Annotated in this window: 18 protein-coding genes; 9 read left to right on the forward strand and 9 right to left on the reverse strand. The window is 65.9% G+C overall.

What is annotated here, in order from left to right; all coding sequences use genetic code 11:
* Positions 1-2: 2 nt before the first annotated feature.
* From BEMPMBAN_RS04700 to BEMPMBAN_RS04715, 4 genes are read left to right on the forward strand one after another with little or no spacing between them, the layout of a single operon-like run.
* Entirely contained in the window at positions 3-1,613 is a 1,611-nt protein-coding gene (locus BEMPMBAN_RS04700; protein WP_159229229.1) for an acyl-CoA synthetase, read from the forward strand.
* Positions 1,610-2,464 (forward strand): amidohydrolase family protein, encoded by an 855-nt coding sequence (locus BEMPMBAN_RS04705; protein ID WP_159229230.1) that lies wholly within the window; start codon positions 1,610-1,612, stop codon positions 2,462-2,464. Before BEMPMBAN_RS04700 ends, BEMPMBAN_RS04705 begins: the two co-directional genes overlap by 4 nt.
* A 2-nt stretch (positions 2,465-2,466) precedes the next feature.
* The gene (locus BEMPMBAN_RS04710; protein ID WP_159229257.1) at positions 2,467-3,516 is read left to right on the forward strand and encodes an acyl-CoA dehydrogenase family protein; all 1,050 of its coding nucleotides are present in this window, start codon (positions 2,467-2,469) and stop codon (positions 3,514-3,516) included.
* 4 nt (positions 3,517-3,520) lie between these two features.
* Positions 3,521-4,723, forward strand: a complete 1,203-nt coding sequence (locus BEMPMBAN_RS04715; RefSeq protein WP_159229231.1) for an acyl-CoA dehydrogenase family protein — start codon at positions 3,521-3,523, stop codon at positions 4,721-4,723.
* A gap of 10 nt (positions 4,724-4,733) precedes the next feature.
* On the opposite strand, the gene BEMPMBAN_RS04720 is transcribed toward BEMPMBAN_RS04715, so the two are convergent.
* A complete protein-coding gene (locus tag BEMPMBAN_RS04720; RefSeq protein WP_159229232.1) occupies positions 4,734-5,315 on the reverse strand; it encodes a helix-turn-helix domain-containing protein in 582 nt (193 codons plus the stop codon).
* 256 nt (positions 5,316-5,571) lie between these two features.
* Between BEMPMBAN_RS04720 and BEMPMBAN_RS32465 the strand changes: the two genes are divergently transcribed.
* A complete protein-coding gene (locus BEMPMBAN_RS32465) occupies positions 5,572-7,446 on the forward strand; it encodes an alpha/beta hydrolase family protein (protein ID WP_234897291.1) in 1,875 nt (624 codons plus the stop codon).
* A gap of 30 nt (positions 7,447-7,476) precedes the next feature.
* On the opposite strand, the gene BEMPMBAN_RS04730 is transcribed toward BEMPMBAN_RS32465, so the two are convergent.
* The 3 genes from BEMPMBAN_RS04730 to BEMPMBAN_RS04740 all read right to left on the reverse strand — a co-directional run bounded on the left by BEMPMBAN_RS04730 (position 7,477) and on the right by BEMPMBAN_RS04740 (position 9,982).
* Positions 7,477-8,622: a thiolase family protein gene (locus tag BEMPMBAN_RS04730; protein ID WP_159229233.1), complete on the reverse strand. Its 1,146-nt coding sequence runs from the start codon at positions 8,620-8,622 to the stop codon at positions 7,477-7,479.
* Positions 8,623-8,697: 75 nt separating this feature from the next.
* A complete protein-coding gene (locus BEMPMBAN_RS04735; protein WP_159229234.1) occupies positions 8,698-9,525 on the reverse strand; it encodes a thioesterase family protein in 828 nt (275 codons plus the stop codon).
* An 82-nt stretch (positions 9,526-9,607) separates the two neighbouring features.
* Positions 9,608-9,982, reverse strand: a complete 375-nt coding sequence (locus BEMPMBAN_RS04740) for an NYN domain-containing protein (RefSeq protein WP_159229235.1) — start codon at positions 9,980-9,982, stop codon at positions 9,608-9,610.
* A gap of 45 nt (positions 9,983-10,027) precedes the next feature.
* Here BEMPMBAN_RS04740 and BEMPMBAN_RS04745 point away from each other — a divergent pair, with 45 nt between their 5' ends.
* Entirely contained in the window at positions 10,028-12,211 is a 2,184-nt protein-coding gene (locus BEMPMBAN_RS04745; RefSeq protein ID WP_159229236.1) for a molybdopterin-containing oxidoreductase family protein, read from the forward strand.
* A 77-nt stretch (positions 12,212-12,288) separates the two neighbouring features.
* Here the strand turns inward: BEMPMBAN_RS04745 and BEMPMBAN_RS04750 are convergent, their stop codons facing one another.
* Positions 12,289-13,503 (reverse strand): CaiB/BaiF CoA transferase family protein, encoded by a 1,215-nt coding sequence (locus BEMPMBAN_RS04750; RefSeq protein WP_159229258.1) that lies wholly within the window; start codon positions 13,501-13,503, stop codon positions 12,289-12,291.
* Positions 13,504-13,687: 184 nt separating this feature from the next.
* The gene (locus BEMPMBAN_RS04755) at positions 13,688-14,872 is read right to left on the reverse strand and encodes a cytochrome P450 (protein ID WP_425294928.1); all 1,185 of its coding nucleotides are present in this window, start codon (positions 14,870-14,872) and stop codon (positions 13,688-13,690) included.
* 305 nt (positions 14,873-15,177) lie between these two features.
* Between BEMPMBAN_RS04755 and BEMPMBAN_RS04760 the strand changes: the two genes are divergently transcribed.
* Complete coding sequence (locus tag BEMPMBAN_RS04760) at positions 15,178-16,626, forward strand: coniferyl aldehyde dehydrogenase (RefSeq protein WP_159229238.1); 1,449 nt, start codon at positions 15,178-15,180, stop codon at positions 16,624-16,626.
* Here the strand turns inward: BEMPMBAN_RS04760 and BEMPMBAN_RS04765 are convergent.
* Together BEMPMBAN_RS04765 and BEMPMBAN_RS04770 are read right to left on the reverse strand one after the other, a co-directional pair.
* A complete protein-coding gene (locus BEMPMBAN_RS04765) occupies positions 16,613-18,265 on the reverse strand; it encodes a medium-chain acyl-CoA ligase Mig (protein ID WP_159229239.1) in 1,653 nt (550 codons plus the stop codon). The genes BEMPMBAN_RS04760 and BEMPMBAN_RS04765 overlap by 14 nt on opposite strands.
* A gap of 90 nt (positions 18,266-18,355) precedes the next feature.
* Positions 18,356-19,372 carry an aromatic ring-hydroxylating oxygenase subunit alpha gene (locus BEMPMBAN_RS04770; protein WP_159229240.1) on the reverse strand — a complete coding sequence of 339 codons (1,017 nt, stop codon included), beginning with the start codon at positions 19,370-19,372 and terminating at the stop codon, positions 18,356-18,358.
* 150 nt (positions 19,373-19,522) lie between these two features.
* Between BEMPMBAN_RS04770 and BEMPMBAN_RS04775 the strand changes: the two genes are divergently transcribed.
* Both BEMPMBAN_RS04775 and BEMPMBAN_RS04780 read left to right on the forward strand, forming a co-directional pair.
* Complete coding sequence (locus BEMPMBAN_RS04775) at positions 19,523-21,136, forward strand: flavin-containing monooxygenase (protein ID WP_234897292.1); 1,614 nt, start codon at positions 19,523-19,525, stop codon at positions 21,134-21,136.
* Positions 21,133-22,251 carry an alpha/beta hydrolase gene (locus BEMPMBAN_RS04780; RefSeq protein WP_159229241.1) on the forward strand — a complete coding sequence of 373 codons (1,119 nt, stop codon included), beginning with the start codon at positions 21,133-21,135 and terminating at the stop codon, positions 22,249-22,251. The genes BEMPMBAN_RS04775 and BEMPMBAN_RS04780 overlap by 4 nt, the downstream gene beginning before the upstream one ends.
* Here the strand turns inward: BEMPMBAN_RS04780 and BEMPMBAN_RS04785 are convergent.
* The gene (locus BEMPMBAN_RS04785) at positions 22,220-22,840 is read right to left on the reverse strand and encodes a TetR/AcrR family transcriptional regulator (protein ID WP_159229242.1); all 621 of its coding nucleotides are present in this window, start codon (positions 22,838-22,840) and stop codon (positions 22,220-22,222) included. The two genes, BEMPMBAN_RS04780 and BEMPMBAN_RS04785, sit on opposite strands and share 32 nt — an antisense overlap.
* Between the last annotated feature and the right edge of the window lie 36 nt (positions 22,841-22,876).

A 22,876-nucleotide genomic window follows, 5' to 3' on the forward strand; every position in this document is an offset into this window, starting at 1 on the left:
ACATGGGGGAGTGGACGATAGGCGATGTCGTCGACGCCATCGCCGACGTCATCGGTGACCGGACGATGACGGTGTGTGGGGAGCGCCGCACCACCTACGCGGACATGGCGCAGCGGACCCGTCAGTTCGCGAACTTCCTGGCCGGTCGGGGTTTCGGGGCGCACCGCGAGCGTGATGAGCTCGACAACTGGGAATGCGGGCAGGACCGAATCGCGCTCATCATGTACAACGACCGCTACCCGGAAGCGGTCATCGGGGCTTTGAAGGCCCGCACCGTCCCGGTCAACGTCAACCACCACTACACCCCGCGGGAAGCCGCCGACCTGCTCGGCTACGTCAAGCCGCGCGCGGTGATCTATCACCGCGCGCTGGGCGCGAAGTTCGCCGACGTCCTTCCACCCGCGGGTTGTGAGCTGATGATCGCGGTGGACGACGGCAGCGACGTACCCCCGCTGCCCGGATCGGTCGACCTGGATCAAGCAGTGGCACAAGGTGATCCGCATCGCCGGATTTCGACGTCGCCGGATGACGTCATCATGTACTGCACCGGCGGAACCACCGGCCGACCCAAAGGTGTGCTGTGGCGACAGAGCGACACCTACGTGTCGTCGATGGTGGGCGCTGACCACGAGTCGGCGACCGAGATCCACGACAAGGTGTCCCGCAACGACGGTCCACCGTGGTTTGCGGTGTCGCCGCTGATGCACGCCGCGGGGTTGTGGACGGTGTTCTCGGGAACCCTCGCCGGGTCGCCGGTGGTGCTCTACGACGATCGGGCCAGGTTCGACCCGCAGTTGGTGTGGCGCACGGCCGAGCAGCACAAGGTCGGTCTGATGACGATGGTGGGTGACGCGTACGCGGCGCCGCTGATCGAGGAACTCAACCGCGAGAGTTACCAGTTGTCGTCGATCTACGCCATCGGAACCGGCGGCGCGGCAACCAATCCCAAGCACGTGAGCGCCCTGCTGGAGAAGCTTCCGCAGCTGACGATCATCAACGGGTACGGCTCATCGGAGACCGGGAACATGGGTTTCGGACACAACCAGCGCGGATCACACCGCGAGACATTCGACCTGCGGGAAGGGGGGACGGTGGTGTCCGGCGACATGACGCGGTTCCTCAGAGCCGGGGAGCCCGAGATCGGTTGGGTGGTGCGCAAAGGCCGGATTCCGCTGGGCTACTTGGACGATCCGGAAGCCACCCGCAGAACATTCCCGGTCGTGGAGGGACAACGCGTCGTGGTGTCCGGAGACCGGGCGTCCCTGGAGCCCGACGGGACGCTGCGGCTCTACGGCAGGGACTCGCTGGTGGTGAACACCGGTGGTGAGAAGGTCTTCGTCGAGGAGGTCGAAGCTGTGCTGCGCTCCCATCCGGGGGTGGCCGACGCGCTGGTGGTCGGACGTGACAGCGACCGATGGGGACAGGAGGTGGTCGCGCTGGTGCAACTGGACCCCGGGCAGACCCTCGCACCCGAGACGCTGCACGCCGCGTGCACCGAGGAGCTGGCACGATTCAAGGCGCCCAAGGAGTTCATCGTCGTCGACGAGGTTCGCCGGCTCGGCAACGGCAAGGCCGACTACCGGTGGGCGAAGAGCGAAGCGAGTCGCCCATGACGCAGCACACCGTACCGAGAGTGAACCGAGTCATCGATGCACTCGTCAACGTCCACTTCGGGGAAACCGCCAAGCAACCCGAGTTCATGCTCAAGGTCCGCGATGACTACTTCAAGGGGCCGCAGTCACTCTATGACCAGGTGGAGCTCCCGGCGCTGCTCGAGGAGATGGACGAGCACGGTGTGTCCAGGGCCATCCTGATGGACAACCTGGTGAAGCCGTCGAGCACTGCGCGCACGTTCGTCGAAGAGCGCCCCGACAGGTTCGCGCTCGCGGTCGGCGGCATCAACCTGCTGCGTCCTGTTCCCGCGCTGCGCGAACTCGCTGCCGTCCGCCGCGACCTGCCCATCGCGTATGCCGCAGTCGGACCGAGCTTCTGGGGCGACGGCATGTACCCCCCGAGTGACGCGGTCTACTACCCGCTGTATGCGAAATGCGCAGAACTCGAATTGCCGCTGTGCATCAACACCGGGCTTCCCGGCCCGCCGATCCCCGGCGAGGTGCAGAACCCCATTCACCTGGACCGGGTGTGTGTCCGGTTCCCGGAGTTGAAGCTGTGCATGATCCACGGCGCCGACCCGTGGTGGGACATTGCGATCCGGCTGCTGATCAAGTACGCCAACCTGCGCATCATGACGTCGGCGTGGTCGCCGAAGCGGCTGCCGGACAGCCTGTTGCACTACATGCGCACCCGCGGGAAGGACAAGGTCATCTTTGCCTCGGATTGGCCGGTGCTGCGCCAGACCCGCGTCGTCCCGGAGGCGCTGGCGCTGGATCTGCCTCCCGAGGTGCTCGACAACTACCTCTTCAACAACGCGAACGACTTCTTCTTCGGGCAGGAAGGCAATTGACGATGGACCGCTACGAACTCCGCAGGCTCGACTACAGCCTGTCCGAAGACCACCAGGCCCTGCAGGCGGCCTACAAGGACTTCTTCGCCACCCGGTGCACGATCGACACGGTCCGTGCTGCCGAGGAATCCGGATTCGACAAGAGTCTGTGGGAACGTCTGTGCGCCATGGGCGCAACGACCATGGCGTTGCCGGAGACATCGGGTGGTGACGGGGCGACGCTGGTAGACCTGACGTTGGTGGCCGAGGAGATCGGCCGTTCGTTGGCGCCGGTACCTTGGATCGACCACGTATCCGCCGCGCGACTGCTGGGTCGGCTCGGCGCCGTTGATCCGGACGTGGTCAGCGGCAAGCAAGTGGTGGGCCTGGACCCGCAGCAGAACTGTGTGTCGGGGGTCAGGTTGATCCCCTCGGGGTCGGTCGCCGATCACATCGTGATGCGTGACGGCCCTGAAGGTCGCGACGTCGTGCTGCTGCACTTCGCCTCACGGCCTGCTCGGGTCGACAACATCGGCAAGCTGCCGATGGCCTGGGTGGACCCCGCCGCGGCCGACAGTCGTACCGTGCTGGCTAGTGGTGCCGGGGCAGTCGCCGAATACCAACGCGCACTGGACGAATGGCGGCTGCTGACTGGTGCCGCGTTGGTCGGGCTGGTCGAGGAGGCGATGACGATCGCGGCGGAGTTCGCCAAGACGCGTTACACCCTCGGCGTGCCGATCTCGACCCTGCAGGGCATCTCGCATCCGCTGGCCAACATCGCCATCACGGTGCAGGGGGGCCGCAACCTTGCCCGGCGCGCGGCGTGGTTCCTCGACAACGAACCCGACGAGCGGCCCGAGTTGGCGCCGTCGGTTTTTGTGTTCATGGCCGAGGAGGCATCCAGAGCCGCGACGATGGCCGTCCACGTGCAGGGCGGGCTCGGGGTCTCCGCCGAGGCGGCGGCGACCGCGTACCTGGTTCGGGCCAGGGGATGGGCGATCGCCGGTGGCGACCCCGGGGCCACTGCCAAGTACATCGCCGAGATCGTCGCCGAGCGTGAAGGACGGGGTTGAGCGCATGGATTTCTCACGAGTGCAACTCGACGACGACGACCAGAAGTTCCTCGACGAGGTCCGGCGTTTTCTGCAGGAGATCGTCACCGAAGAAGTGCTGGCGCGTGACCGCGAGACCGGTGACAACTTCGACGAGGGTGTGCATCTCGCCATCGGTGCGGCCGGATACTGGGAGCGGGAATGGAAGGCGGATTCCGAGCGAGCCTTCACCCGGGTGCAGCGCCGGATCTGGGAGCTCGAGAAGCGCCGTGCCCACGTGCCGTGGGTGACCGCGGGGACCACCGCGATGATCTCGCGTTCAGTGGAGAAGTTCGGTACCCCGGAGCTGAAAGACGAAGTGTTGCCGCGGGTGTACAGCGGCCACGTACGGTTGTGCCTGGGCTACACCGAACCGGAGGGCGGTTCGGATGTCGCCACCTGCAAGACCCGGGCGGTCCGGGAGGCGGACGGGTCGAGCTGGATCATCAACGGGTCGAAGATGTTCACCACCGGCGCGCACAACTGTCAGTACGTCTTCCTCATCACCAACACCGATCCGGCCGCGCCGAAACACCAGAGCCTGACCATGTTCCTGGTGCCTCTCGATGCCCCAGGCATCGAGATCCAGGGCATCCGCACCGTCGACGGTGATCGCACCAACATCGTGTACTACAGCGACGTCCGCGTGGACGACCGGTACCGACTCGGTGAGGTCAACGGTGGCTGGGCGGTGGTACGCGAGCCGCTCAACGTCGAACACGGTGCGGTGGATGCGGCCGTCGACGGCCTCCAGGACGTGTCGATCATGATGCACCAGGCCGGGTTCATGGCAGCCGCGGTGGACAGGGCAGCCGCGAGGTCAGCCGTGCGGGATCCCAATGGTCGTAAGCTGATCGACGACGGCTCGGTCGCCTACCGCCTGGGGCGGAGTGTCGCCAGGATGGAGGCGGCGTTGTCGGCGCCGAGCATCTTCGGCCGGGTGGCACTCGCGCAGGCGATGCGGGACATCTCGCCCGATCTGATGGACATCCTCGGGACCGCGTCGGCACTGCCGATCGGCGCCGACGGCGCGGCCGACGACGGCGCAGCCGAGTATGTTTACCGCTTTGCGCCGCTGGTGGGGATCTACGGCGGCACCTTGGAAGTGTTCCGCAACATGATCGCCCAGTACGCGCTCGGTCTGGGCAAGCCCAACTACTCACCGCCGGTGGCCAATAAGGCGGGATGATGCGTTGGTGCTAGGCCGTGTCGGGTGGGAACACCGCCGCGGGCGCCGGAGGATTGTCAAACAGTGCTGGCAAGAAGAAGGTCCGTAGGTACCGGCGTGCTGTTTCCGGATCCTGAGTCCCCGGAATGATTCCGAGTAGCAACGTGAGTGCGGTCGTGAGGATGAAATGTCCGATGTCTCTGGCAAGCAGCCCGTCGCGCATCTGGCGTCCTGTGTTGCCGGCACGGATCGTCGTGATCAACTGCTCGATCTGCTCTGGTATCGCCAGACTGTTCGCGATCAGATAGGCAACCGTGCCCTCGTCGGTCTGTTCGGACAGAGTCTGCAGTAGCGGGTCGTTGATCAGCTCGCTTGCCGCGATGACGAGCGCCTCGACGAGTAAGTCGGCGAGATCACCTTCCCGAGGAAGCCGTGCGCCGATCTCGGCCCGGTGCCGCAAGGTCTTGCGTCTCACCAGCGCTTCCAGCAGTGCCATGCGATTCGGGAATTCTTTGTAGATCGCTGCGCGGGAATAGCCGGCCTCCCTCGCGATGATCGTCATCGTCGATGACTGAAAACCCCGCAGGAGAATCGATCGCTCGGCAGCGTCCATCAGTGCCGCCTTTGTCTCTGCCGGAGTGTTCCCACCGCCGACCGGCCGCCCCCGGGCGCGGCGTGGTTGCTCTACAGGGTCGTCTGAGCGCGGCACGCCTTCTCGTCCCGTCTGGCAGCGGATTGCACAAAGCCCACACTATCGCCGCGCGGCGTGCCGATGGACTTGTCCTCAAGCTCCGCCGGAGCTATAAATATACAAATGCCCGCCGGTGTATCTTTTTGTGCCGAGCGTGTTCAACCGTGGGGAGGCGACTGTGGGTCGACAGATTGCGGCATTGCTCGGGGCGGGATTCGTCACGGTGTCCTTGTCGATCGGGGCGGTTGCCTTTGCGCCGAATAGTGTTGCAGTAACTGGGGATTCGACGTCTCAAACCGCAGACGCGACAGACTCGTCAAGTGCGCCGGACCGGACGTCCGCGGACGGCAAGCGCGTTCGCGGGGCGTCCGGAGGCCGCGCAGAGGCGACGGCCGACCCCACCCCCTCCGACGCTGATCCTGCGACGCCGGCGCGCGGTCAGGCAGAGACCGACGACTCCGACGGTCAGGGCGAGAACTCCAGCGTTCCCTCTCTGGACGGCATCGAGGAAGACAGCTCGTCATCCGACCCGGCGATCCCCGATGTCTCACCGGGCGATGTCGACGTCGACGTCGACGTCGACGTCGATGTCGACGGCCCGAGCCGAGCAGATGGGGGGGATCGACAACCCGACGGTAGCGCTCGGGAGACCTCTGCAGCACAGCGCGAGGCGCTCGCGGACCCGGCTCTGCAGGTGGCCGACCAGCCTGAGTCGGACGAGGTGGGGAAGCGGCATCGTCCCACGGCGGCGCCGGTCGCCGCCGATTCCCCGGGGACCACCACAGTCGGCGGCGCCACTGCGGAGACTCACGGTACGGGCGTCTCCGCCGCCGACTCGCAGGACTCCGGCGGCCAGCGCGAGACCGCTTCAGCAGTGCAGAACGACACGGCACTGGTGCAGGTCGACGAGCCCGCGGCGCAGACATCGCCGCGCAGGCCGACTCTGCTCAACGTCATTGGGTCGGTGCTCGTCAACCTGCTCGCAGGGCTCACCCACCTTGTCGACGGACCGCCGGTGCTTCCGCCGAACAGCACCGTCACCGTCCGGACGTCGTCGCTGACGCTGCCGATCGGCAATGGCCGCACAGTTCAGGCGGACTGGTATTTTCCGGCAGAGGTCGAAGCCTCCACGCGGTTCGTCTACCTCCAGCACGGCTTTCTGGCAAGCGGGCCGATGTACAGCTACACCGCAGCCAACCTGGCGGAGAGGACCAACAGCATCGTCGTCGCACCCTCCTTGTCATCGAACTTCTTCGCCCCCGACGCCGCCTGGGTAGGCGGATCGACGATGCACCGTGCGGTGGCCGACCTGTTTCGCGACGATCGCTTGGCGCTCAACCAAAGTGCCAGTTCTGCAGCGGGTTACACGATCACACTGCCGAACAAGTTCGTCCTCGTGGGCCACTCCGCCGGCGGCACGCTGGTCACCAGCACCGCAGGCTTCCTGGCCGACGACGGTGCGATCGATGATCTCGTCGGCATCGTCATGCTCGATGGAGTGGAGCCTTCGGGCTCCCGCTTTGTCAGCGATGCGTTGGCGAAGTTGCGGGGCGACAACGATCGGCCGATCTATCTCATCTCCTCGGATCGGTACTTCTGGAGCCGCGGTGGTGACATGGCCGACAAGTTGCAGCTTGCCCGTCCCGATCGCTTCAACGGCGTGAGCCTCGAGGACGGTAGACATGGCGACTACATCCAGGGCGGAAACACTGTGATCCAGTTCTTGCAGAGTGTCATCAACGGATTCTCCAAGCGCGAGAACGTCAGCGCCGCGGGTCTCATCACCGCGGGGTGGGTCAACGATCTGTTCGCGGGCAGTCACACCGGTGTCTACGGGGAACCCCGTGAGAGCATCCCCGTCAACACCCCGTCGGGGACGGCCCATGCGACGGTGCTGCCGCTGGGCGAACCCGCTCGCCCGGTGTGGCCCCCGCTACTGGAGGCGGCTCTCACCGCGATCTTCGACTTCGGCGGCAAGTACCTTTTCGTCTACGAACCGTTGCACGGGTACCGGTATCAGCGCTCGGTGCCTGCCATCAGACAATCCGCCTGATGCGCCGCCGCGACCGTCGAAGTCGGAGTCTCAGGTTGTCAGGATCGTGGTGCCCGCTGTTCCCGGTGCTCCGTAGAGCTGGGCGAACCCCACCTTCGGATCGCCCGGAATCTGCCGCTCACCGGCCTCGCCGCGCAACTGCCGGACGATCTCGTGGAGTTGCCGCAGCCCCGACGCGCCGATCGGCTCGCCGTTGGCGAGCAGACCGCCGTCGGTGTTGACCGGCATCGTCCCGCCGATCTCGGTAGCGCCCTCGGAGATCAGCTTCTCCTGATCGCCGTCGGCGCAGAATCCGGCTTCGGCCATGTGGATGATCTCGGCCCCGGCGTCGGTGTCCTGCAACTGGATCACGTCCACCTCCGACGGTTCGATTCCCGCCTTTTCGAAGGCTGCCCGCGCGGCATACACGGTGGGTGCCACGTCCTCCTCGACGGGCGCGAAGGTGGTGTTGACCTCATAGGCTCCGTACTTGCGGGTGCGCACCTCGACCGCGCGCACGAACACGGGTTTGTCGGTGTACCTGTGCGCCAGGTCGGCCCGGCACATCACCACCGCCGCGGCGCCCTCGTCCGGAGAGCAGAACATGTACTGGGTGAGCGGGTAGTTGAGCATCGGGGAATTGAGAATCGTGTCCTCGTCCATCGGCTTGCGCCGAAAGGCGTTGGGGTTCAACGCTCCGTTGCGCAGGTTCTTGTTCACCACCTTCGCCAGTGTCCGGTGGCTGATGCCGTGATCGTGCAGGTAGCGGTTGGCCTTCATCCCGAAGAACTGCGTGGTCAGGTACTGGCCGTTCTCGGCATACCAACTCGGCATACCGACCAGAGCGGGATCCTCGGTGAAGGCGCCGCGCGGGTGCTTGTCCAAACCGACGGCGATACCGATGTCGTATTCGCCCAGACGGATTCCGTCGGCGCATGCCTTGGTGGCGCTGGCCGCGGTGGCGCAGGCGTTGAAGACGTTGGTGAACGGGATGCCGGACAATCCAACCATGCCCACGATGGCATCGGGGTTGGCGACCGTCCAGCTGCCACCGACCCCGAACTGGATGTCGTTCCAGGCGATGCCGGCGTCGGCGATCGCGGCGGTGATGGCGTCTACGCCCATCTCCATCGCGGTTTTACCTTCGAACCTGCCGAACGGGTGTAACCCCACACCGATGATCGCAACGTCATGCATCTCGGGAGTTCCTCTCGAATCAGGCCGGTTGGAGTACTGAGAATGACGCAACGGTAAATCGTACGGTAAAGCCTGTCAGTTGGGAATGTCCGAGGTCTGCCTACGGCGGACCAGCTGGGCCTGCTGAACACCGGCGACCGGACCGTTTTCGTCAAACAGAGTCGCTCTGGAAACGCCGACTCCGTCTCGGCCGTAATGGTTTTCGGAGCGCACACCGATCCAGTGGCCCTCGGGTGGCCGGTGGATGTGCACCGTCAGGTCGGTATTGAGGAACGTCCATTCGGTCGGGTTCAGCCGGCTGCCCATCCCGTTGGCGATATCGGCCACCGCGAACAGTCGCTGGATCGGCGTCATGGTCTCGGCGGCGACGAGATCGACCAGCGGTGCGGCCCAGCACTCGGCCTGCACACTGTTGAGGATGTCGTTGAGCCACCGCCAGTCCAGGCTCTGGATGTAGGTCTGATCGGAGCCGTCCTCGGGCAGGCGACGCTGTCCCTCGGTCACCGGGCGCAGCGGTTCGACGGGGGTGCTGGGCAGGTCGTCGGTCTCGCTGCGTTGAAACCGCCAGGCGGTGGCCGTGGCGACGGGCCGCGGTGCCCCGCCCGGCCCGGTGGCGACCATCTCGGCGCTCAGTAGTTCGATCTTGGTGCCGGGCCGTTCGACCCGAGCGCGCACCCACAGGTCGCCGGCGGCGGGCACCGGGCCCAGCAGGTCGACGACCACCCGGGTGATGCGGCAGTCATCCCGAGGTGAGCATCGTTCGAGTGCCCGGACCAGCAGCGCCGACACCGGCGCGGCGTTCTGCATGCTGGATCCCCAGGTGCTGACCACATGGCTGGACGCGACGAACCTCTCCCCGAGGGGGTCGTCGGGATCGATCAGCTCGTAATAGGCGTCGGTCACGTCCCTGCCTCCTGTGCCACGGTAGCCAGCCGCAGGATATGGTGACAGTTATCGAAAGCGCAACTGGATCCCTTACCGGACCTCAGCGTGGATCGATCAGGTCTCGTAGGCGCTCGGCCGGGTACACCATGGCGTTCGCCGCCCGGACGCGATCGGCCAGGCCGCGGTCCGATGTTGCCACCCGGATCTGTTCGGGGTGTGGATCGCGGCGGATCGTTCTCACAATCTCGTCGTCGGCGGAGTCGGGGGCGGCCGCGGGCGCGTGGGTCACCGTGACGGCCGCCGACTCGATCGGCGGCGACGGCGGCCGCTCGAAGATCACGGTCACGTCGAGCCCGTCGCGCAGTGCCCAGCGCTCCAAATGCTCGACCAGGGTGGCCATTGCGCGATGCCGGTCGCGCCACCAGCCGTCCGGGCGGCAGCCGATGACGTTCATACCGTCGACAATCCAACGCATCCGGACCAGACTATCCCGGTAGCGTCGCTGGCAAGGGGACCCACTATGACCGACAAGATCGAGCACAAGACGACGTTCTGCCGGATCTGCGAACCGCTGTGCGGCATGATCGCTACCGTCGAGGACGGGAAGCTCGTCGCGCTGCGTCCCGACAAGGAGCACCCGCTGTCGTCGGGTTTCGCCTGTCAGAAGGGCATTGCGTTCACCGAGGTCGTCAACGACCCCGACCGCGTCACCACTCCGCTGCGCCGGACCGTGACCGGGTTCGAGCAGGTCACCTGGGAAGAGGCGATGGCCGACATCGCGACCCGACTGTCGTCGGTCCTGCGAGACCATGGATCGGGTGCTGTCGGTTGGTATTTCGGCAACCCGGGTGCGTTCAGCCATGCGCATGTGTTCTCGGCGCTGGGCTTCATCAAAGGGCTGGGCCGGCGGACCCATTTCTTCACCGCGTCCTCGCAGGACACCAACAGCCGGCTGATGGCCAGTCAGCTGCTCTACGGGACGCCGATCTCGGTCCCCATCCCCGATCTGTACCGCACTGATCTGTTGGTGGTGATGGGCGCCAACCCCGTGGTGTCGCACGGCAGTTTCCTGACCGCACCGCGGATCAAGGACAGCATGCACGACATCGTCAGGCGCGGTGGTCGCGTTGTCGTGATCGACCCCCGTCGATCCGAGACCGCTGCTCAGTTCGAGTGGCGCGGGATCGTCCCGGACACCGACGCGCATCTGCTGTTGTCACTGCTGCAGGTGATGTTCTCCGAAGGTCTGGTCGACGCCGGTCAGATCGATGCGCAGGCCGACGGGCTCGAGTGGCTTCGCGGGCTGGCTGCGCCCTTCACACCGGAGGCGGCGCAGGCGCACACCGGCATCGAACCCGACGTGGTGCGCGGGCTGGCGCGCGATCTCGTAGCGACGCCGCGGGCGGCGATCTACGGCCGGCTGGGCACCTGCGCCGGCAGATACGGCACCCTGACGTCGTACCTGATCGACGTCGTGAACTTGGTCGCCGGCAATCTGGACAAGCCGGGCGGGTCGGTGTTCGGCAGTCTGGGCCTGCCTGGGCAGAGGTGGGTGAACATGGCCATGGGGGCGCTGCTGCGCCGAAACTATCGCCGGAAACGATCCCGCATCGGCGGGTTTCGTTCGGTGATCGGCTCCGAACCGGCCGCGCTGCTGGCCAAGGAGATCCTCACGCCGGGGGAGCGGCAGATCCGGGCGCTGTTCGTCAGCGCCGGCAATCCGGTGCTGTCGGTGCCCAACGGCGGCGAACTCGAGGACGCTCTGGAGTCCGTCGAATTGTCTGTGGCGCTGGACTTCTACCTGACCGAGACGACGTCGCACTGCGACTACGTCCTGCCCGTGACCACGATGTACGAGCGAGACGACTTCCCGCTGACGTTCCAGGCGTTCCAGGCCACGCCGTTCCGCCAGGCCACCGAGGCGGTGGTGGCGCCGGTCGGGCAGGCGCGCCAGGAGGCAGAGATCGTCGGCGACTTGATGCGGCGGCTGAGCAGTCACTCCCCGGTGTTCCGGACGGTCGCGGCAACAGCCACGCTGCTGAAGCGGTTCGGGGTCGAGCCCAGCCTCCGGCTGCTGGCCGACGGGATCATCCGGGTCATCGACGGCGGCAACCGCTTCGGGCTGCGGCGTGGCGGGCTGACCTTCGGACGGCTGACTCGGAGCCATCCGCACGGGAAGGTGCTGGCGTCCGAGTTGCGGACCGGTGTGCTCAAGCAGGCCGTCGGTTATCCGCGTGGCCGAATCCAGTTGGTGCACCACGATATCGCCGAGCAGATCGCGATGCTGTTCGGCGGCGCGCACCCGGAGGCCTTTCCGTTGCGGATGATCGGCATGCGCGAACCGCGTTCGGAGAACTCCTGGATGCACAACTCGCCGTTGTTGATGCGAGGCGACCGTCGCCAGCACGGGCTGATCAGCGTCGACGACGCCGCGGACCTGAACATCGGCGACGGTGAGGAGGTGCAGGTCAGCTCGCCCTACGGGCAGATCACGCTGCCCGTCACCGTGACCAAGGACATCATGCCCGGTGTGATCGCCCTGCCCCACGGCTGGGGGCACAAGGGCACCGGCGGCTGGCGGCTGGCCAATCAGGCGGGTGGGGCTAACGTCAATCAGTTGACGTCCAGTGACCCGGTCGACGTCGAATCCCTGTCGGGGATGGCCTGGTTGACCGGAGTGCCCGTCCGGGTTGACGCGTTGTGATGTCCGCCGGAACGGTATTCCAGCAGCGGCGTACTCGCATTTCGGCTGCTGGAATACCGTTCCGGCGGTGAGGCGGGCTAGGCGATCGCGCCGCAGTCCTTGAGGGTTTCGATGCGATCCCAGTCCAGCCCGATTTCCATCAGCACGATCTCGGTGTGTTCGGAGGCCTGCGGCGCACGGGTCGTCTCCAACGGCTCGTGATTGAACTGCACCGGACCCCTCACCACCTTGAAGGGCTTGCCGCCGTCGCCGGCCTCGACCTCGACGATCATGTCGTTGGCGATGGCCTGCTCGTCGGTACCGAGGTCGACGAGACTCTGGAACGGCGCCCACTGACCCTTCATCGTCTTCAGGTGCTGGCGCCAGTAGTCGAACGGCTTGCTGCGGATCGAGTCGGCGATCATTTCGGCTGCCGCCCCGGCATTCTCGATGAGGGGCATGACCTCGGAGAACCGCGGGTCGTCGGCCAGTTCGGGCAGGCCGAGGTGCTCGAACGCATCGCGGATGTACCCCGTCGGGCTGACGATGCACAGGTTGATGGTGCCACCGTCGGAGGTCAGGTAGTTGCCCAGGAACGGGTTGACGGTGGGTCCCACTGAGTCGGGCATCAACGAGCGCATCGTCTCACCGGATTCCATACCTTGGGTGACGCTCGCCCCGGCGGCCCACCACGCCGTACTCAACAGCGACACATCGATCTCCGCGGTCTCACCGGTACGTTCGCGATGGAACAGCGCTCCTGCGATACCACCGGCGATGTTCATCCCGCCTATCGAGTCCCCGAACGCCGGAATGCCCTGTGACAGCGCGCCTCCGATCTCCTCGGGGGTCAGGGCGTGGCCAACCCCGCTTCGTGTCCAGAACGCCGTCCCGTCGAATCCCCCCACGGTGCGCTCGGGTCCTTTGTCGCCGTAGGCGCTCCCGCGTGCGTAGATGATGTCGGGATTCACGGCGCGGATGTGTTCGATGTCGAACTTGTTCTTCTGTCGGGCTTGAGGCATGTAGTTGGTGAGGAAGACGTCAGCGGTTTTGGCGATCTCGTAGAGCACCTCCTGGCCTTCGGGAGTGGACACATCGATTCCGACGCTGCGCTTTCCCCGGTTGGGGTGCTCGATCAGCGGATGACGGTTGGGATCCATCTGGAATCCGCCCATGTTGATGAAGCCGCGCTGGGTATCGCCCCGCACCGGATGCTCGACCTTGATCACATCGGCGCCCCAGTCGGCGAGGATCGCCCCGGCGGCCGGCACGAAGGTGAACTGGGCTACCTCGAGGACACGAACGCCCTCCATGACCTTGATCAAGTCGATCCTCTTCTGACGTCGATGTCGTGCGGCTTCTCTGGACAGCGAGTCTAGCGAAGTTTCGATACTGTAAAGATTACCGTTGGGCGTCCGAGAGTTCCGCCCGCCGTGAGCGCTGACCGCGAGAGTTAAGCCATGGCTGTGATCGGCCCGCAGATCACAGCCAGGAATGTTATTTCGCGGCGGAAGGGGTGAACGTCACCGGAATCGCCGTCGGAGACCGGAACGGCTGACCGTGGATGTGCGGGTCGCCGGCGGTGACGAGCTGGATGTCCGACAGCCTGTCCAGCAGGCATTCGACGGCCACCCGGGTCTCCATCCGGGCCAGGTGCAGCCCCATACACGTGTGCTCGCCCGCGGCGAACGATATGTGCGGTATGCGTTTGCGGAAGATGTCGAACTCCTCGGAGCGCTCCCAGCGCTGCCCATCGCGGTTGGCCGAGCCGATGCACACGTCGATCACCGATCCGCCGGGGATCGCCACGCCCTCCACCTCGGTGGCCTCGGTGGCGAAGCGTTGCACCGTGGTCAACGGGGTCTCGTAGCGCAGCCCCTCCTCGATTGCCGAGCCGATGAGTTCACGGTCGGCTACCACCGCCTCGAACTGTTCGCGGTGAGTGAGCAACAGGTACAACAGATTTCCCGACGATCGGTAGGTGGTCTCCAGCCCGGCGGGCAGCAGCAGCCGCAGGAAGGAGAAGATCGCCTCGTCGCTGAGCTTCTCGCCGTTGATCTCGGCCGACACCAGGTCGCCGATGATGTCCTCGGTCGGTGCGGAGCGGCGTTTCTCGATCTGCTCGAGAAAGTAGTCCTTCAGCGCCGTGGAGGCTTCGAACGCGCGCTTGTACTTGACTGTGTAGCTGATCAGTTCCACCGCGCGCTTTCGGAACCAGGGGAGGTCCTCCTCGGGCAGTCCCAGCAGCTTGGAGATGACGCGGGTGGGGAACTCGAAGGTGAAGTCGCGCACCAGGTCTGCCTGGCCCGAATCGATGAACTCGTCGATGAGTCCGTTCACGACCGGGCGGACGATCTCGGGTTCCCATCGCGCGAGTGAGCGCGACTTGAACGCCGCAGACACCAGATTGCGGTGCTCCCAGTGCGGCTTGCCCTCCATTGCCAGGATCGTCGGACCGATGAACAGGCCGATGGTGGAGTCGTAGATCTTCGAATTGAACACCTTGCCGTCGCGGAAGACGCGATTGACGGCATCGAACGACACCGCGGTATAGAGGTTGTCGGGCCGTAGTGACTCCGGCGTCGTAGACCAGTCCATCACCGAGCCGCGGAAGACGCCACCGGCGTGGCGTCGACGCGCGAACATGGGGTAGGGGTCGCGAAGGTCGATGGGCTCGTTCATCGCGACGTCCTGTACCGGGGATCCCACGTCTGGCCTCCAGTCGAGTGTGACAGCGTGCCCAAGCAGATACGGTAACGGTTACAGTAGTGGACTGTACAGCCCGGTTTCGAGGCGTCGTCACAGCGCGATCGGCACGCCCGCGGTCGTGGAGCTGACGACGCCCGAGTCGATCTGGACGTGCTGCCCGAAACAAAACTGAATGACCGACAGTAATCATGACTGTAATCAATTCCCCGGAATGGGCCCATGTGTAGGCAGTGTTACTGTTGGCTTTACCGGAGGAGCGTCTGACGGAGGATCTTGCCATGGTCGTGTCCCTCGACGAGGTTCTCGACCGTCAGCGGCGGACATTTCTCGCCGACGGTCCACCCGACGTTGCGTTGCGGCGCAACCGGATCGACCGGCTGCTGGCGTTGGTGCTCGACAACGCCGACGATTTCGTCGACGCGATGGCCGCGGACTTCGGTACCCGACCGAGGGCGGGATCGCTGTTCACCGAGATCCTGGGCATGATCTCGGTAATCGAACACACAAGATCGCATGTACCGCAATGGATGCGGGCCACGCGGCTGATGCGCGCCGGACGGGTCTTCGGGATGAAGGCGCGAGTCGAACCGTCCCCGCTGGGAGTCGTTGGCATCATCGGCCCCTGGAACTTTCCGCTGAACCTGGTGGTGCTGCCCGCGTCGGCGGCGTTCGCGGCAGGCAACCGCGTGATGATCAAGATGTCGGAGATCACGCCGCGCACCGCCGAGTTGATGAAGACTCACGCCGCCGAATACTTCGACCCTGCCGAACTGCATGTCGTCACCGGCGACGCCGCGGTCTCGGCTGAGTTCGCCGCGCTGCCCTTCGATCACCTCTTCTTCACCGGTTCGCCGTCGGTGGGTGGACTGGTCCAGCGGGCCGCGGCCGCCAACCTGGTGCCTGTCACACTGGAACTCGGTGGGAAGAATCCGGTCGTGGTGTCGCCGGGCGCCGACCTGACGCGAGCTGCCACCCGGATCGCGCAGGGCCGCATGATCAACGGCGGACAGGTCTGCGTGTGTCCCGACTACGTTTTCGTCCCAGCCGATCGCGCCGACGAGTTCGTCGGCGCCGTCCGCGACACGTTGCGTGGAATGTTCCCCTCCATCGTGACCAACGCCGACTACTGCTCGGCGGTGAACGATGCGAACTTTGATCGGGTGGTCGGGCTCATCGAGGATGCCCGCACCAAGGGCGCCCGTATCGAGGCGGTTTCGCCGCCCGGCGAGGTGTTGCCCGATCGGCACACCCGCAAGATCGCCCCGACGATCGTGCGCGACATCGACGACAGCATGCTGATCTCCAGCGAAGAAACGTTCGGGCCGGTCCTGACCGTGCGCCCCTATCGCCGGCTCGCTGATGTCGTCGACTACATCAACGCCCGCCCGTCCCCTCTGGTGGCGTACTGGTTCGGGCCGGATGGCAGCGACTTCGACGACTTCGTTGCGCATACCCGCAGCGGGGGAGTTGCGCGCAATGACTTTGCCGCACAGATGATTCCGTCGGCGGCTCCGTTCGGCGGAGTGGGTCGCAGCGGCATGGGCGCCTACCACGGCAAGGCCGGGTTCGACACGTTCAGCCATCACCGCACCGTGGTCGGCAGCGACCTCCCGTTCACGATCACCGGGCGTGCCGCGCCGCCCTTCTCGCGATCAATGCGTGCCACCACCGCGCTGGCGCTGACACTGGCGCGCGCCCGCACCCGCCGCCGGCTCAGGACTCGCTGACGGCCTGTTCGCGAGCCCACCGGTAGTCGGCCTTGCCTGCCGGACTGCGCTCGATCGCGGGTCGGAACACCACTGCCTTGGGCAGCTTGTATCGGGCGATCACCGCGGCGGCATGGTCGATGATCTCCGTCGCGTCGGCAGCGGCACCGTCGGCCAACGCGACGACGGCCACCACCTCCTGGCCCCACCGGTCGCTCGGTCGACCGGCGACCACCACGTCGGCGACAGCGGGATGCGACGCGATCGCGGACTCCACCTCCTCGGCGAAGATCTTCTCGCCACCGGAGTTGATCGTCACCGAGTCGCGGCCGAGCAACTCCACCGACCCGTCCGCCAGATGGCGGGCACGGTCTCCGGGGACGGAGTACCGCACGCCGTCGATAACGGGGAATGTCGCCGCCGTCTTGACCGCGTCCCCCTTGTAACCGAGTGGGACGTAACCGCGTTGCGCCAGCCAGCCCATACCCTCGTGCCCGGGTTCCAGAATCGAGGTGAGCTCTTCGGAAGCGACCGAGGTGTCCGGTCCCGCCGTGAACCTGCCCGTCGATACCGCGCCCGACGCCGACATGTGCGTCATCTGAGCGCCGGTCTCGGAGGAGCCGACGCCGTCGACGACCATCAGGTTGGCCTTGCTGTCGATCAGGCGCTGCTTGGCGGTAGGGGTCAGCTGTGCGCCACCGTTGGCGACCACCGCAAGCGACGACAGATCCGCCTCGGTGCGCTCGAACGCGTCGGCCAGCGGCCGGGCCATCGCGTCGCCGACCACGGTCACCGCGATGACGTTCTCCCGCTCGATGGTGCGCACCACGTCGTCGACGTCGAGGTGGCTGGTGACCGGCGAGAACACCACGGTCTGACCCGTGGTCATCGCTGTGAGCACCGCCCACTGGGCGGCGCCGTGCATCAGCGGTGGCAACACCATCAGCTTGGTGCCGGGCGCCTCGGCGCAGCGGTTGGCGATGTCCTGATAGCTGGTGGCCAGTTCGCCGGTGTAGAGGCTGCGGCCGCCGAACGAGGTCATGAAGATGTCGTGCTGGCGCCACAGCACGCCTTTGGGCATGCCCGTCGTGCCGCCGGTGTAGAGCACGTAGAGGTCATCGGGGGACGGCTCCACCGGCGGCACCTGCGCGGCTCCGCCGGCCATGATCGATTCGTAGTCGACAGCGCCGGGCAGCAGTTCGTTGCCCGAGTCGTCGGCGATCTGGATCAGCACCTCGAGCGCCGGCAGCTCGGGGAGCACCTCGGCCAGCCGCGGCGCGAACGCGGCGTGGTACAGCAGTGCGGACGCGCCGGAGTCCGACAGCAGATACTGCAGTTCGCTCTTGACGTAGCGGTAGTTCACGTTGAACGGCGCGACCCGGGCCCGCCACGCACCCAGCATGCCCTCGAGGTACTCGGGACCGTTGTGCGCGTAGATGCCCAACAGATCCTGGCCGACCTCGTGACCGGGCAGCTCCGAGCGCTCGGTGTGGCAGCCCAATCCGCGGGAGTACAGGTAGGCCGCCAGACGGTTGGACCGCTCGATGATCTGTGCGTAGGTGAAGCGACGATCACCTTGGACGATGAACTCACGATCGCCGATGACGGCGGCGACGGCGTCGGCGGCGGCCGGGACGGTGAACTGGATCGACTCGGTCATGCGATGGACTCTAGACGTCCGCGGCGAACGGGTAGACAACTGGTCGAAGCTTGTATGGCCATCCGCTGCAGCCCTCTCTCAGTGGGGACCTCATGCCGTGGGGGCGGGCTGTCCCGTCGGGGGCACCTCGTAGAACTGGGTCGCCCATTTCCGCATGGCCATGTACGGTTTCGCGTCGACCTTGGCCAGTGGCGGGTTCTCGACATACTTCTGGTGGCGCCAGATGTCGCAGTCCTCCCACACGGTCTTGAGGTACTGCCGTTCGACCTTGGCGCGTACGTGGTCCGGTGGGATGTCGGACGTCTCGCCGGGCTCCTTGGGCCACCAGATCGAATAGAACATGTCGGACACCTCGTCATCGACGGGTGTGCACGCGAAGATCAATCGGTGATTCGAGGAACCCTCGAACGCGCTCATCGCGAACCCGAGTCCGGAGAAATGGCTGTGGATGCGCAACGCCATCTTGTCCGGGTCGTCGCTGCGGACGTCGGGCCACCCGGTGAGGAACCGCCACTCCTCGTCGACGTGTTCCCAGTGCAGACACACCGGCGTCACACTGGCGCCGTGCACATAGCGGAAGTGTGAGCTGTCGGGGCCGTTCTCGGCGACGATCTGTGGATGCACCGGGATCGCGTCCGCGCGGCTGGAGAACTCCGGATACGGCCGGTAGTACGCGTTGGCGTCCGTCTCGAACTGAGGGAACTTCCCGAAGATGTCCGGCAGTTCCCACTGCGGTGGCCCGCCTTCGGGCTGAAACCACATGAAGATGCAGCCGTACTGCTCCTTGACCGGATACGACCGCAGTCTCAGCCCCCGGTTGGGGCGGTCCGGTTGGTAGGGGATGTAGCGGTTGGTGCCGTCGGGTCCCCAGCGCCAGCCGTGGAACGGGCATTCGACACAGTCGCCGACGACCTTGCCGCCGTGTCCGATGTGGGCGCCCAGATGCTTGCAGTGAGCTTCGAGGACGTGCAGCTTGCCAGACTCGTCGCGATACGCGGCCAGATCCTCGCCGAAGTAGTGGAGTGCCCGCACGTCGCCGACTTCGAATTCCGCCGACCACCCGATCATGAACCACCCGGTGACCTTCCAGGTGAACGGAACCTGCACGGGGCCTCCCTTGATGTCGCAGAGATACGGAGGATCTTACAGTAGCTCTTTCGACAGTGGTGTTGACGAGCGCCGCGGATCGGCGGCGATACTGTAATAGTTTCAGTACGATGCGCACGCAGGCGGAACCACCGATCTCGGCGAGGAAATGTGACAGCACACGTGGACGTGATCGTCATCGGTGCCGGTTTCTCCGGGCTGTATGCGCTGCACCGTCTGCGAGAACTGGGCTTCCGTACCCAGGTGCTGGAGAAGGCCGACAACGTCGGCGGCACTTGGCTGTTCAACCGCTACCCGGGAGCGCGGTGTGACATCGAGAGCATCGAGTACTCCTACAGTTTCTCCGAGGAGATCCAGCAGGAGTGGGTGTGGACCGAGACGATGCCGGCCCAACCTGAGATCGAGGCCTACCTCAACTTCGTCGCCGACCGACTGGACCTGCGCCGTGACATCGCGTTCGGCGCCGAGGTCGTCTCGATGGTCTTCGACGAGGACGCCGCGGTGTGGGGTGTCGAGACCGCCGCCGGGCCGTCGTTCGTCGCCCGGTACGTCGTCGCCGCGTCCGGCATCCTGTCCGTGCCCCTGGAACCCACGATCGACGGTCTGGACAGCTTCGCCGGCACGTCGCTGTTCACCAGTCGCTGGCCGGAAGAAGACGTCGATCTCACCGACCGACGCGTCGGCGTCATCGGTACCGGCTCGACCGGCGTGCAGCTGATTCCGGTGGTGGCACGGGAGGCCGGGCACCTCACGGTGTTCCAGCGTTCACCCGCCTACACCCTGCCGTGGCACGTGCGGCCCTTCGAGCCGGGCGAGCTCGAGGACCTCAAGAGCAACTACGGCGAGATCCGCGAGTTGCAGCGCGCCCATCCCGTCGGTGCGGCCCGCCTCAGCGCCTTCTCGGTGCTGCTCGACATGCTGGCGATGCCGCCGCTGAAGACGGCCTCCCGCGAGGAGCAGCTGCGGGCCATCGATGAGAACGGCGTCATGGGTGCGCTCAGCTGGGGCGACATCTTCTTCGACATCGAGGCCAATCAGATGGCCGCCGAACTGTACGGCGAGGCGGTGGCGCGGATCGTCGAGGATCCCGCGACCGCCGCGGCTCTGAAGCCGACCCATCCGTTCGGCTGCAAGCGTCCGATCATCGACCAGGGTTACTACGAGACGTTCAACCGGGACGATGTGGCGCTCGTCGACCTCCGCGAAGACCCGATCGTGGCAGTGACGCCGGCGGGCATCCGGACCGGACAGCGGCACCACGAACTCGACGTGATCATCTACGCGACCGGTTTCGACGCGATGACCGGTGCGCTGACCCGCATCGACGTCCGCGGCCGCGACGCCATGTCGCTGGCGGATTTCTGGGGCACGCGGGGGCCGTACTCGTATCTGGGGATCGCGGTGTCCGGGTTCCCGAACCTGTTCATCATCCAGGCGCCGGGAAGTCCCTCGGCGGCAACGAACTTCGTTGCCGCCATGGAACAACACGTGGAGTGGATCGGTGACTGCCTCGCCCACCTCCGTGCCCACGATCACCGCACCATCGAAGCGCTGCCGGACGCCCAACGCGAATGGATGGAACACGCCACGGCGTTGGTCGCCCGGACTGTACTGGTCCACCCGACGTGCAACTCCTGGTACAACGGCGGCAACGTCCCGGGCAAGAAACGGATGTACATGGGCTACACCGCGGGGATCCCGGAATACCGCCGCCGCTGCGACGAGATCGCCGAAGCGGGTTATACCGGATTCAAGCTCGGGTGAAGCCCGCAGAACGCGCCTGGCGCATCGGCCGGGATTTCGGCGGCGTGGTGCCGCGAGCCCACGCTGCGGTCGCGGGCGATTGGAATCCGTTGTCATGCAGCGGTGTACGGCAACTCGGTGAGGTCGTACTCGACGAACTGGCTCTATCGGGCATGACGTTGACCGCACCGCCGCCGAAACTGGAGCGCACAGCGGACTCCTGTGCCGCTGCCGCCGACGAACTGACCGGGCTCGGTCTGGCGGGCGCGCACGGCGCGCCGCCTGCATTGCGGGTCGGCTCGATCCGACGACGTCGGTTCGGACGCCAGACCTACGAACAGCTGACCTTCGATCACGATCCCCAGCTGCCGGACTCGTTGACCGCCGAGGGTTTTGATGGGCCGGCCACCGCTGTTGTGCACCTGTGCCGTCGAGGTGAGGAGCGCCGGCCCTGGCTGGTGTGGGTGCACGGCGCCGGTCAGGGCCAGCCGATCGATTTGCTGTTCTCCCGCGCGCGCCGGATCCAGGAGGAACTCGGGTTCAACATCGCGCTCCCGGTTCAGCCGGGATGCGGGGTCCGGCGCAGCCGATGGCCTGCCTATCCCACCATGGATCCGCTGGCCAATGTCGCCGGCATGATGCGCGCCGTCTCCGAGGTGCGCGCCGTGCTGCGATGGCTGAGACCCCAGGCGAGCGCGATCGCGGTGTCCGGTGTGTCGATGGGGAGTCCGGTGGCGGGGTTGGTGTCGCATCTGGAGCAGGTCGACGCGGTGGCGTTGTACACCCCGATCTTCGGCCTCAACACGATGATCGCCGCGCACCTCGGCCGCTGGGGTCCGTCGGTGCGGGACACCATCGAGTTGTTGCAGTCCGAAACCGTCGAACAGGTGATGTCGGTGGTCGACTACCAGGCGGTGGAGCCGTCACCTCCGCCGGAGCGACGGCTGATCGTCGGGGCGTGGCACGACCAGATGGCCAGGCGCGCACCCGCACTCGCACTGCACGAGCGGTGGGGCGGCCAGGTGTACTGGCACCGGGGCAGCCACGTCGGGCATCTGTTCGCCGGTGGAGTCCAGGACGCCTCGGAGCGGCTTCTCCGCGAAGTCAGCCGGGAGGCGAGCCGTAATCCCGAATGAGGCGGTTCCGCAGGCATGTCAGCTCGCGTTCGAGATCGTAGCCCTCGGCCAGCACCAGCCAGAGGTAGGCGATGCCGTACACCGATGCACTGATGTCGTTGACGGCGCCCTCGATGTCGAGCCCGGGTCGCACCGAGCCGTCGGCGAGCCCCCTCTCGAGGCCCATCTTGACCTTCTGCATTCCGGTGTCGAGTTGGCCCAGGGAGCGAGGGCGCAGCGGTGAGGTGCTCTTCACTGCCTCGAAGGCGGCCACGAACATCGCGCGCAGCAGCTCGGGGTCTTCGGAGGCGAGCCGGCCGATCCGGTCCAGGTGGGCGAGCGCGTGTTGCAGGCCATTGGCCTGCGGGTCGAGATCGGGGCTCAGCTGCGCCATGTACTCCCGCATGAAAATCGCATCCAGCACAGCGTCTTTGCTGCCGTACCGGGCGTGCACCATGGCCCGGCTGTATCCGGCTCGGCGGCCGATCTCCGCGGCAGTCGTTGCTTCCCAGCCTTTTTCGATGATCAACTCAGCGGCGGCGCGGGCCAGTTTGCGGCTGGAGATCTCGACCCGTTCCGGCTGCGTCAGGCCGCGACTTGGGGTGGGCACCCTTGCATATTAGACGAGCGACAATTAAGTTACTTG

The organism is Mycolicibacterium austroafricanum (assembly GCF_902705885.1).
Classification (GTDB): domain Bacteria; phylum Actinomycetota; class Actinomycetes; order Mycobacteriales; family Mycobacteriaceae; genus Mycobacterium; species Mycobacterium vanbaalenii_A.